This is a genomic window from Paracoccus halophilus, from assembly GCF_000763905.1.
In the GTDB taxonomy this organism is placed as follows: Bacteria; Pseudomonadota; Alphaproteobacteria; order Rhodobacterales; family Rhodobacteraceae; genus Paracoccus; species Paracoccus halophilus.
The window spans coordinates 44,673-55,986 of the sequence record NZ_JRKN01000014.1 but is presented as its reverse complement, the minus strand read 5'-3'; the positions used below and the strand labels follow the sequence as shown (position 1 = coordinate 55,986).

General features: G+C 65.7%; 11 protein-coding genes. 3 read left to right on the top strand and 8 right to left on the bottom strand.

Translation table 11 applies throughout. The features are described from left to right. Positions 1 to 121: 121 nt before the first annotated feature. Complete coding sequence (locus IT41_RS11245) at positions 122 to 751, top strand: ATP-dependent Clp protease proteolytic subunit (RefSeq protein WP_036741259.1); 630 nt, start codon at positions 122 to 124, stop codon at positions 749 to 751. 161 nt (positions 752 to 912) lie between these two features. After that, on the top strand, positions 913 to 2,178 hold the full coding sequence (gene clpX, locus IT41_RS11240; RefSeq protein ID WP_036741258.1) for an ATP-dependent Clp protease ATP-binding subunit ClpX: 1,266 nt from the start codon (positions 913 to 915) through the stop codon (positions 2,176 to 2,178). Positions 2,179 to 2,333: 155 nt separating this feature from the next. Here the strand turns inward: clpX and thyX are convergent, their stop codons facing one another. The 5 genes from thyX to IT41_RS11215 form a co-directional block, all read right to left on the bottom strand. Next, positions 2,334 to 3,242: an FAD-dependent thymidylate synthase gene (thyX, locus tag IT41_RS11235; protein WP_036741257.1), complete on the bottom strand. Its 909-nt coding sequence runs from the start codon at positions 3,240 to 3,242 to the stop codon at positions 2,334 to 2,336. 123 nt (positions 3,243 to 3,365) lie between these two features. After that, positions 3,366 to 3,977, bottom strand: a complete 612-nt coding sequence (gene recR / locus IT41_RS11230; protein WP_036741256.1) for a recombination mediator RecR — start codon at positions 3,975 to 3,977, stop codon at positions 3,366 to 3,368. Then, complete coding sequence (locus IT41_RS11225; RefSeq protein WP_036741255.1) at positions 3,978 to 4,322, bottom strand: YbaB/EbfC family nucleoid-associated protein; 345 nt, start codon at positions 4,320 to 4,322, stop codon at positions 3,978 to 3,980. Positions 4,323 to 4,325: 3 nt separating this feature from the next. Continuing rightward, positions 4,326 to 6,101, bottom strand: coding sequence for a DNA polymerase III subunit gamma/tau (locus tag IT41_RS11220; protein WP_036741254.1), 1,776 nt, complete (start codon positions 6,099 to 6,101; stop codon positions 4,326 to 4,328). A 59-nt stretch (positions 6,102 to 6,160) separates the two neighbouring features. Next, positions 6,161 to 6,457, bottom strand: a complete 297-nt coding sequence (locus tag IT41_RS11215; protein WP_036741253.1) for a DUF2218 domain-containing protein — start codon at positions 6,455 to 6,457, stop codon at positions 6,161 to 6,163. 287 nt (positions 6,458 to 6,744) lie between these two features. Between IT41_RS11215 and IT41_RS11210 the strand changes: the two genes are divergently transcribed. Further along, positions 6,745 to 8,553: an ABC-F family ATP-binding cassette domain-containing protein gene (locus tag IT41_RS11210; protein ID WP_036741244.1), complete on the top strand. Its 1,809-nt coding sequence runs from the start codon at positions 6,745 to 6,747 to the stop codon at positions 8,551 to 8,553. Positions 8,554 to 8,667: 114 nt separating this feature from the next. On the opposite strand, the gene IT41_RS11205 is transcribed toward IT41_RS11210, so the two are convergent. The 3 genes from IT41_RS11205 to IT41_RS11195 are packed head-to-tail and all read right to left on the bottom strand — an operon-like array spanning position 8,668 to position 11,178. Beyond that, positions 8,668 to 9,450: a MetQ/NlpA family ABC transporter substrate-binding protein gene (locus IT41_RS11205; protein ID WP_036741242.1), complete on the bottom strand. Its 783-nt coding sequence runs from the start codon at positions 9,448 to 9,450 to the stop codon at positions 8,668 to 8,670. 14 nt (positions 9,451 to 9,464) lie between these two features. Further along, entirely contained in the window at positions 9,465 to 10,139 is a 675-nt protein-coding gene (locus tag IT41_RS11200; RefSeq protein ID WP_036741240.1) for a methionine ABC transporter permease, read from the bottom strand. After that, entirely contained in the window at positions 10,129 to 11,178 is a 1,050-nt protein-coding gene (locus IT41_RS11195; protein WP_036741237.1) for a methionine ABC transporter ATP-binding protein, read from the bottom strand. The genes IT41_RS11200 and IT41_RS11195 overlap by 11 nt, the downstream gene beginning before the upstream one ends. Positions 11,179 to 11,314: the final 136 nt, after the last annotated feature.

The following is an 11,314-nucleotide window of genomic DNA, read 5'->3' as shown; positions in this document are numbered from 1 at the left end:
GCAGCCCGGCGTTACTAAGACTCGGTCAACCATTGGCGTTTAACAGCAGTCCATACGGACCGTGCCCGGCGGGCGAATCGCGACAAGGGCAGGCGAGACAGGGACAAAAGCAAGGAAGCACATGCACGATCCGGCAGAATTCTACATGAACACGCTCGTCCCGATGGTCGTCGAACAGACCAGCCGCGGCGAACGCGCCTATGACATCTTTTCGCGCCTGCTCAAGGAACGCATCATCTTCCTGTCGGGGCCGGTCCATGACGGCATGGCGACGCTGATGTCGGCGCAGCTGCTTTTCCTTGAGGCCGAGAACCCGACCAAGGATATCAGCATGTATATCAACAGCCCCGGCGGCGTGGTGACCGCGGGCCTGTCGATCTATGACACGATGCAATATATCAAGCCGCGCGTCTCGACGCTGGTGGTGGGGCAGGCCTCGTCCATGGGCTCGCTGCTGCTTTGCGCCGGCCAGCCGGGCATGCGCTATTCGCTGCCGAATTCGCGGGTCATGGTGCACCAGCCCTCGGGCGGATTCCAGGGGCAGGCCACCGACATCCTGATCCATGCGCGCGAGACCGAAAAGCTGAAGCTGCGCCTGAACGAGATCTACGTCCAGCATACCGGCCGTTCGCTGGCCGAGGTCGAAGAGGCGCTGGAGCGTGACCGTTTCATGTCGCCCGAAGAGGCCAGGGACTGGGGGCTGATCGACGAGATTCTCGAACCGCGCGGCAAGGTCGAGCCCGAGAAATGAGGCAGGTTCCGGTATGCCGGGACCAGCTTTTTGGGGATTGTGACGGACAGGTGGCGCCCGTAACATAGGACCGGCGCGCGGGTCCGCTGGCCCCGTAGGGAAAAGAGTAGGGCGGTCCGGTATCAGCGCCGGGCCACCGCAGCGATGCGAGGATCGAATTAATGGCCAATCCGACTGGCGGCGACGGCAAGAACACGCTTTATTGCAGCTTTTGCGGCAAGAGCCAGCATGAGGTGCGCAAGCTGATCGCCGGGCCGACCGTGTTCATCTGCGATGAATGCGTCGAGCTTTGCATGGATATCATCCGCGAGGAAACCAAGAGCTCGGCGCTGAAATCCGGCGACGGCGTGCCCAGCCCGCGCGAGATCTGCAATGTGCTGGACGATTACGTGATCGGTCAGGAACATGCCAAGCGGGTGCTCTCGGTCGCAGTGCACAACCATTACAAGCGGCTGAACCACAGTTCGAAATCCGATATCGAACTGGCCAAGTCGAATATCCTGCTGATCGGCCCGACCGGCTGCGGCAAGACGCTGCTGGCGCAGACTCTGGCGCGCATTCTTGACGTGCCCTTTACCATGGCCGACGCGACCACCCTGACCGAGGCCGGATATGTCGGCGAGGATGTCGAGAACATCATCCTGAAGCTCTTGCAGGCCAGCGAATACAATGTCGAACGCGCGCAGCGCGGCATCGTCTATATCGACGAGGTCGACAAGATCACCCGCAAGTCCGACAATCCCTCGATCACCCGCGATGTCTCGGGCGAGGGGGTGCAGCAGGCGCTGCTGAAGATCATGGAGGGGACGGTCGCCAGTGTGCCTCCGCAGGGCGGCCGCAAGCATCCGCAGCAGGAATTCCTGCAGGTGGACACCACGAACATCCTGTTCATCTGCGGTGGCGCCTTCGCCGGTCTGGACCGGATCATTTCGCAGCGCAACAAGGGCACGGCGATGGGCTTCGGCGCCTCGGTCAAGGATAATGACGACAAGGGCGTGGGCGAGTTGTTCAAGCAGCTCGAGCCCGAGGATCTGCTGAAATTCGGCCTGATCCCGGAATTTGTCGGCCGTCTGCCGGTCATCGCGACGCTTGGCGATCTGGACGAAGATGCGCTGATCACCATTCTGACTCAGCCCAAGAACGCGCTGGTCAAACAATATCAGCGGCTGTTCGATCTGGAAGACGTCAAGCTGACCTTTACCGAAGATGCCCTGGTGGCGATCGCGCGCCGCGCGATCAAGCGCAAGACCGGGGCGCGCGGGTTGCGTTCGATCATGGAGGATATCCTTCTGGATACCATGTTCGATCTGCCGGGCCTGGACAGCGTGCAAGAGGTGGTGGTCAATGAGGAGGCGGTCGACAATCCGACCGCCAAGCCGCTGATCATCCACGTCGACGCCAAGAAAGAGCCGGCCGCCGCCGGCTAGGCGGTGCCGCGCGACGATATAGACCAAAGGGACCGCGCGATTGGCGCGGTCCCTTTCGTTTCAAGCCGGCGGTCAGGGCATGATGCGGGGCTATCACCCCAGATTAGCCAGATCGGCTGAACCGTCATGCCCGGCTGTCTCCTGGTTCGCGGCCCCTAGGCCTCCCAGGCGGATTCGAATTCGCGCCACTCGCCCTTGCTCATGCCGCTGGTTTCCTCGGTGACGGTTTCGCCCGCCAGGCGCCGTTTCAGGACCGCGATTCCCTTGGCCGACAATTGCATGCCGCCAAGGCGGTAATCCTCGAAGGCGGAATAGGCGAAAGGCACCCAGTCCGCGACGATCCGGCACATGGTTTCGGCATAGGCGCGGATCTCGTATTGGGCATGGGCGTCGGCGCGCAGGCGCAGAAAGTGGAACAGGTTGTGCAGGTCCACCTTCCAGTACCATTGCGTATAGATGTTGGCGGGCAGGTTCATCCGCGCCAGTTCCCGGGCAAGGCCCTTTTGCCCGTCATCGCTCAGCATGGATTCGTAATGATCATAGCTGCGCATCGCGTCCTCGCGCAGGATATCCAGCACGCGGGCGGCCTCAGCCCCTTCCAGCAGTGCGCCGCGGCCCTGCCTGTTGGTGGCGGATTGCGCGGAAAGATGCTCGGGCGCGGGGATGTAGAACTCCCGGTCCAGGATCGAATAGCGGGCCGAATATTCGTTCACATTGGCGGTGCGGTGGCGGATCCACTGCCGGGCGACAAAGACCGGCAGCTTGACGTGGAACTTGACCTCGCACATCTCGAAGGGGGTCGAATGCCAGTGCCGCATCAGGTAACGGATCAGGCCCTCGTCGGTGTTCACGGTCTTGGTGCCCCGGCCATAGCTGACCCGCGCGGCCTGGGTGATGGCGGCATCGTCGCCCATGTAATCGATCACCCGGACAAAGCCGTGATCCAGCACCTGATGCGGCAGGTAAAGATGCTTCTCCATGCCCTCGGAGACGGCGCGCAGGGTGGGGCGCGCGCCGGCGCGCAACTCGTCGATCTCGGCCTGTTGTTCGGGGGTAAGCGGCATGGCGGATTCCTTGGCTTGTATGGGCATATCTTGTGGCATCACCCGGTGATTCAATCAACCTGCTGTATGCGTCGAGCGGCCAGGAAGTTTTCGCCCGCGACCTCCGGCGGCGGCGCGGATCGCTCAGAACTTGCGCCGGGCGCGCAGGGCGGCGGTGATGGTGCCGTCGTCGAGATAGTCGAGCTCGCCGCCGATCGGGACGCCCTGGGCCAGGCCGGTAATCGCCACGCCGGTCGGCTCCAGCGCCTCGGCGATGTAATGGGCGGTGGTCTGGCCCTCGACCGTGGCGGAAAGCGCAAGGATGATTTCGGTCGCGTTCTCATCGGCGATCCGGTCGATGAGTTGCGGGATGCGCAGATCCTCGGGGCCGATCTCGTCCAGCGCCGAAAGGCTGCCGCCAAGCACGTGATAGCGGCCGCGGAAGGCGCGGCCGCGCTCCATCGCCCAGAGATCGGCGACCTCGGTCACCACGCAGATCTCGCCGGTGGCGCGGGCCGGATCCTCGCAGATCGGGCAGATATCGGATTGGGTGATATTGCCGCAGATCAGGCATTCGCGGGCGTTCCGCGCGACATTGGCCATGAGATCGGCCAGCTGCGCCATCTGGCCGGCGCGGCGACGGATCAGATGCAGCACGATGCGCCGCGCCGAGCGCGGGCCAAGCCCCGGCAACCGGGCCATCGTCGCGATCAGGGCCTCGATCTCATCGCCCCGATGGTCGCCCGCCGGGACCATTCAGAAGGGCAGTTTCATATCGGCGGGCAGACCCATTTCGCGGGTCAGCCGGGCCATTTCCTCGGCCGCCCGGTCATTGGCGCGGCGCTGCGCGTCCTTGATCGCGGCCAGGATCAGGTCCTCGACCACTTCTTTTTCCGAGGGCACGAAGATCGACGGGTCGATTTCCAGAGCCGTCAGCTCGCCCTTGGCGGTGGCGGTGGCCCTGACCAGCCCGCCGCCGGATTCGCCGGTGACGGTCAGGCGGGAAAGCCCCTCCTGCAACTCGGTCATCTTGCTCTGCATTTCCTGGGCGGCCTGCATCATCTTCGACAGATCGCCGATATCGCCAAGTCCCTTGATCATCGCTTAGTCCTCGTCCTCGAAAGGGTCCCATTCCTCGACCTCGGCGACGGGGCCTTCGGTCAGCTCATGCGGGGATGTATCTTCGCCCATCGGCTTTTCAACAGCGACCGGGACGGGAACCGGCCGGATCGCGGTGATTTTCGCATCCGGGAAGGCGGCGAAGATGGCCTGCACCGCGGGGTTTTCCATGGCGCGGGCGCGGGCCGCCTGTTCGCGGGCGCTGCGCTGTTCGCTGATCGTCGGCTGCCCCCCTTCCGAGACCACGGAGACCGCCCAACGCTGGCCGCCAGTCCAGCCGCGCAGCCGCTCGGCCAGTCGCTGCGCGAAGTCGCGCGGCGCCCTGTCACCGGGCTGGAACTCGATCCGGCCGGGCGAATAGCGCACCAGCCGCAGGTGATCCTCGACATCCAGCAGCAGTTTCATGTCGCGCATGCGGCGGATCAGTTCGATCACCGATTCGAAATCGGGAAAGCCGGCCAGCGCATCGGGCGACACGGCGATGGCGGCGGCGCTGCCATCGGGGCGGGCGGCGACGGGCGCGCGCGGGGCGACGGCGCGCGGCGCGTCCTGACGCTGCGGCGCGGAGATGTTCGCGCGGCCGAACTCGCCCGCCGCGACCGAGCTTTGCACCTTGCGGATCAGCGCCTCGGGGTCGGGCAGGTCGGCGACATGGGTCAGGCGGATGATCGCCATTTCGGCGGCCATCATTGCGTTCGGGGCCTGGCCCACCTCATCCAGCGCCTTGAGCAGCATCTGCCACAGCCGGGTCAGGACGCGCATCGGGATGCGCCCGGCGATGTCTTGGCCGCGGGTGCGTTCGTCGGGGCCGATGGTCGGATCCTCGATCGCCTCGGGCGTGATCTTGACGATGGAAACCCAATGCGTGATCTCGGCCAGGTCGCGCAGCACCGCCAGCGGATCGGCGCCATCGGCATATTGGGCCTGCAATTCGGCCAGCGCCTCGGCCGCGGCGCCGCGCAGGATCATGTCGAACAGGTCCAGCACCCGGCCCCGGTCGGCCAGCCCCAGCATGGCGCGCACCTGCGGCGCGGTGGTTTCGCCCGCACCATGGCTGATCGCCTGATCCAGCAGGCTGGTCGCGTCGCGGGCGCTGCCCTCGGCCGCGCGGGTGATCAGCGCCAGCGCGTCATCGGTGATCTGGGCGCCTTCGCTGCCGGCGATCCGGCGCAGCAGGTCGATCATCACCTCGGGCTCGATCCGGCGCAGGTCGAAACGCTGGCAGCGCGACAGGACGGTGACCGGCACCTTGCGGATTTCCGTGGTGGCAAAGATGAATTTCACATGCGGCGGCGGTTCCTCAAGCGTTTTCAGCAGCGCGTTGAAGGCGCTGGTGGACAGCATGTGAACCTCGTCGATGATATAGATCTTGTAGCGGGCCGAGGCCGCCCGGTAATGCACGCTTTCGATGATCTCGCGGATGTCGTTCACGCCGGTGCGGGATGCGGCGTCCATCTCCATCACATCGACATGGCGGCCCTCGCTGATCGCCACGCAATGTTCGCAGGTGCCGCAAGGTTCGGTCGTGGGGCCGCCCTGACCGTCGGGGCCGATGCAGTTCAGCCCCTTGGCGATGATCCGCGCGGTCGTCGTCTTGCCGGTGCCGCGGATGCCGGTCATGATGAAGGCCTGCGCGATACGATCGGCGGCGAATGCGTTCTTGAGCGTGCGCACCATCGCGTCCTGCCCGACCAGATCGGCGAATGTCTCGGGCCGGTATTTCCGCGCCAGAACCTGGTAGGTGTTTTCGCTTTCGCTCATTTCATGGCCTTCCTTGACCGGCGCAGATTAGCGGCGCCGGCCCGGGCCGACAACCGCTGTCAGGCCGGTTGCCAATCGAAGACCAGTTCCTCGCGAAAGGCAAAACGGATGATATGGCTGTCGATCACCTTCAGGAACGGCTCGAGTGTGGCCGCAGGGGCCGAGGCCTGCAGTTCCAGCGCATCCGGGCCGGCCTGCATCAGCAGTTCGCGGTCCTCGGGCAGCACGATACGGCCGCGTTCGGCGTCGAATTCGACCTGGAACTTGTGAGCCCAATGCTTGCAAAGCTGTTGCAGATAGCGACTGCCATGCGCGGTGGCGAGCCTGCAGCGTGAGGTGACCAGTGTCTGGGACATGCTATCTCCTGTCTGTCCGGGCCGGCTGGCTTGCGCTGGCAAGAAAGCGGGTCGGAAACCGGCCCGCACATAGCTGATATAGGGCCGATCCCCGGACGGTTTCAATCGCCCGGTTGTCCTTGCGCGCCCTGGTCGTGTTCGCCCATCGCTTTTCGGATCGACGGCCGGCTTGCCGCTGTTGATCGGGTAAAGCGCGGTGACGGTGCGCACCAATACCGACGCACGGATAACCGGCCCGGCGTAGAAGTCCCGTTGACCGTCCGCGCGGGCCGGCCTATCTGCGGGCCATGGCACGCGCACCGCTTTTGCAATTGACCGATATTTCGCTGAGCTTCGGCGGCAATCCCGTATTCGACCGGCTGGGTCTGACCGTCCAGCAGGGCGACCGGCTGGCGCTGGTCGGGCGCAACGGCTCGGGCAAATCCACGCTGATGAAGGTCATGGCCGGGCTGGTCGAGCCCGATAGCGGCCAGGTCGTCACCCCGGCGGGCACCCATGTCGGCTATATGGAGCAGGAGCCGGATCTGAGCGCCTTTGCCACGCTGGGCGATTTCGCCCGCGCCGGCCTTGGCGATGCCGAAGGCTACCGCGTCGAAATGGCGGCCGGGGGGCTGAAATTCGACCCCGACCGGCCGGTCGCCACGGCCTCGGGCGGGGAACGACGCCGCGCGGCGCTGGCGCGCCTGCTGGCCGAGGCGCCCGATCTGATGCTGCTGGACGAGCCGACGAACCATCTGGACGTTCAGGCCATCGGCTGGCTCGAGGAACAGCTTGCCGATACCCGGGCGGGCTTTGTCCTGATCAGCCATGACCGCGCATTCCTGCGCGCGCTGAGCCGCGCCACGCTGTGGATCGATCGCGGCGAGGTTCGCCGCCAGGATCGCGGCTTCGAGCATTTCGAGGAATGGCGCGAGACCACCTGGGCCGCCGAGGACGAGGCCCGCCACAAGCTGGACCGCAAGATCAAGGCCGAGGCCCGCTGGGCGGTCGAGGGGATCAGCGCCCGGCGCAAGCGCAACCAGGGCCGCGTCCGTGCGCTGGCCGCGCTGCGCGACGAGCGCGCCGGCCAGATCCGCCGCCAGGGCACCGCCGCGATGGAGCTTGATGCCGGGCAGCAATCGGGCAAGCGGGTGATCGACGCGCGCGGCATTTCAAAGATGTTCGGGGATCGCACGATCCTGAAACCTTTCGATCTGCGCGTGCTGCGCGGCGACCGGGTGGCCTTTGTCGGGCCGAACGGCGTCGGCAAGACCACGCTGATCAAGATCCTGACCGGCGAGATCGCCCCCGATACGGGCGAGGTCAAGCACGGCACCAATCTGGATATCGCGGTCTTCGATCAGGCCCGCAGCGCCATCGATGAAACGGTCAGCCTGTGGGATGCGATGACGGGCGATCCCGATATGCGCGTCTCGGGGCGCTCGGATCAGGTGATGGTGCGCGGCAATCCGCGCCATGTGATCGGTTATCTGAAAGATTTTCTGTTCGACGAGGCGCAGGCCCGCGCGCCGGTGGGCAGCCTCTCGGGCGGCGAAAAGGCGCGGCTTCTGCTGGCGCGGATCATGGCGAAACCCTCGAACCTGCTGGTTCTGGACGAGCCGACCAACGATCTGGACGTCGAGACGCTGGATCTGTTGCAGGATATCCTGGGCGATTACGAGGGGACGGTTCTTCTGGTCAGTCACGACCGCGATTTCATCGACCGTGTGGCGAGCGTCACCGTGGCGATGGAGGGCGACGGTCGCGCGGTGATCTATCCCGGCGGCTGGTCGGATTACCGCGCCCAACGCCCTGCGGAGGATGCGGCCGAACCCCCGAAACCCGCCGCAAGCACCCCGGCCCCCAAGGCCGAGCCCAAGCCACAGGCGCCGCGCGGGGGGCTGAGCTTTACCGAGAAGAAGCGCCTTGACGCCTTGCCCGCGATCATCGAGCGCCTTGAGGCCGAGATAGCCAGGCTGACCGAGTTCCTGGCCCAGCCCGACCTGTTCCAGACCGCGCCCGCAAAATTCGCCAAGGCCAGCGAGGGGCTGACCGAACGGCAGGCCGCGCTGGCCGGGGCGGAGGAGGAATGGCTGGAACTGGCCGGGCGGGAATAAAGGGCGTGCATCCGCGCGGGTTCTGCCGAGGGATCGGACGGACGAAGGCCCCGCGCCATGGCGGGGCCTTCGCCTTTCGGGGAGGTCGGATGGATATTTGGGTGAAGAAGAAACTTACCAGGCGGGGATGACCGAGCCCTGATATTTCTCTTCGATGAATTTCCTGATCGCCGGGTCGTGATAGGCTGCGACCAGTTCTTTGGCCCATGCGGCGTCCTTGTCGCCCTGGCGGACCACGATGATATTGGCATAGGGGCTTTCGGCGCTTTCGATGGCGATGGCATCGGTCTGCGGGTTCAGCCCGGCCGCGAGCGCGTAATTGGTGTTGATCACCGCGATATCGGCATCGGCCAGCGCACGGGGCAGTTGGGCTGCGTCGAGTTCGAGGAATTGCAGGCCCTTCGCGTTATCGGTCACGTCCAGCGGCGTGGGCGACAGGCCGGTCCCTTCGGCCAGTCCGATCAGGCCCTTGTCGGCCAGCAGCAGAAGCGCGCGGCCGCCATTGGTGGGATCGTTGGGGATCGCGACCTTGGCGCCTTCGGGCAGGTCGTCAAGGGATTTCAGGCCCTCGGAATAGACGCCCATCGGGGTGGTGATGGTCTTGGCGATGGTGACCAGTTCAAAACCGCGATCCTTGATCTGGTTGTCCAGATAGGGCTGGTGCTGGAAGCTGTTCGCCTGCAGGTCGCCATCGTTCAGCGCCTGGTTCGGCACCACGTAATCGGTGAATTCGATCACCTCGATATTCAGGCCCTTGTCCTTGGCGACGGCGGCGACCTGCTCCATGATCTCGGCATGTTCGCCGACCGAGACGCCGACCTTGATATCCTCGGCCGAGGACATGCCGGCGATCAGGGCGAGGCTGGAGGCCAGCGCGGCAATGCGGAGTTTCTGCATGAGGTTTTCCTTTCCTATCGGCCCCGGTTGCGGGGCGCGCGTTTGTCGAAACGGGCGGCGATCCATTCGCCGCAGCTTTGCACCAGTTGCACCAGCAGGATCAGGATCACGACCACGGCCAGCATCACGCCGGGCATGAAGCGCTGATAGCCGTAGCGGATGCCCAGATCGCCCAGGCCGCCGCCGCCGACCGCGCCGACCATGGCCGAATAGCCGATCAGGCTGACCACGGCGAGCGTCAGGCCCAGGATGATGCCGGGCATGGCCTCGGGGATCAGCACCTTGCGCACGATCTGGCCGGGGGTGGCGCCCATGGCGCGGGCGGCCTCGATCAGCCCGGCATCGACCTCGCGGATGGCGGTCTCGATCAGCCGGGCGATGAAGGGGGCGGCCGCGATGGTCAGCGGCACGATGGCCGCCGTGGTGCCGATCGAGGTGCCCGCGATCAGCCGCGTCAGCGGGATGATCGCGACCACCAGGATGATGAACGGGGTCGAGCGCGCGGCGTTGACCACCAGCCCCAGCACGGTATTGGCGATCGGGGCCGACAGCAGCTCGCCCCGGCGCGAGGTGGCCAGGAAAATGCCCAGCGGTGCGCCGATCAGCGTGCCCAGAAGCGCCGACAGTGCCACCATGTAGAGCGTTTGCAGGGTCGAGTCCCACAGGACCGGGATCAGGTTAGCCGACATAGCCAAGCACCTCGGTCATCAGCCCGTGCTGTTCAAGGAAACCCTGCGATTCCGCCAGCCGGTCGGCGGGCAGGCCGACGATCAGGCTGCCAAAGGGACGCGCCCCGATTTCCTCGATGGCGCCGGCGAGGATGTTCACGCTGACGCCGCGTTCGGCGGTCAGCCGGGCCAGCATCGGGTCGGTGGCATGGCGGCCGGTAAAGGTGACCTGAAGGACCGCCTGCGCCCCGGCGTCACCGGCGGCGGGGCGCAACTGGCCGGCGATGAATTGCGGCATGGTGACGCCGGTCACGCCTTGCAGGAATGACCGCGTCGTCGGGTGCCTGGGGCGGGAAAAGACGGAATAGGTCTCGCCCGCCTCGACGATGCGTCCGGCCTCGATCACCGCGACATGGGAGCAGATATCGCGCACCACGGCCATTTCATGGGTGATCAGCAGGATGGTCAGGCCAAGTTCGCGGTTGATGCCTTGCAAGAGGTCAAGCACCTGCCGCGTCGTGTCCGGGTCCAGCGCCGAGGTCGCCTCGTCCGACAGAAGCACGCGCGGGCCGGAGGCCAGGGCGCGGGCGATGCCGACGCGCTGTTTCTGTCCGCCCGACAGTTCCGCAGGGTAGCGGTTCGCCTGCGCGGTCAGGCCGACGCGCTCGATCAGTTCGGCGGTGCGGGGCGCGATCTTTGCCCGATCCTCGCCCGCGATCTCCAGCGGCAGGGCGATGTTTCCGGCCACCGTGCGCGAGGCGAGCAGGTTGAAATGCTGGAAGATCATCCCGACCTCGCGCCGGATCGCGCGCAATCCGCCGTCGCTGGCCCCACCGACATCGCGGCCGTTCACGATGAGCTTGCCGCTGCTGGGGCGCTCGAGCCCGTTGACCATGCGCAGCAGCGTGGACTTGCCGGCGCCGGAACGGCCGATGATCCCGGTCACCGCGCCTTGCGGCACGTCGAGCCAGATATCCTGCAGCGCCATGACATCGCCGGCCGCGCCCTTTTGCGGGTAGCGGCGCGTGACGCCCTGAAATGAAATTGCCGGCTCGGTCATCGCCGCCTATCGAACCCCGTCTGCATGTCAGGCGTGACCTATGCCCGCGAAGGGGGGCTTTGCAAGGGGCACTGCGCCGCGGCGCGGCAACGGTATTCCTTGTCCGGGGCCGCGGCTGGAACGGCGTTCTTTTCCG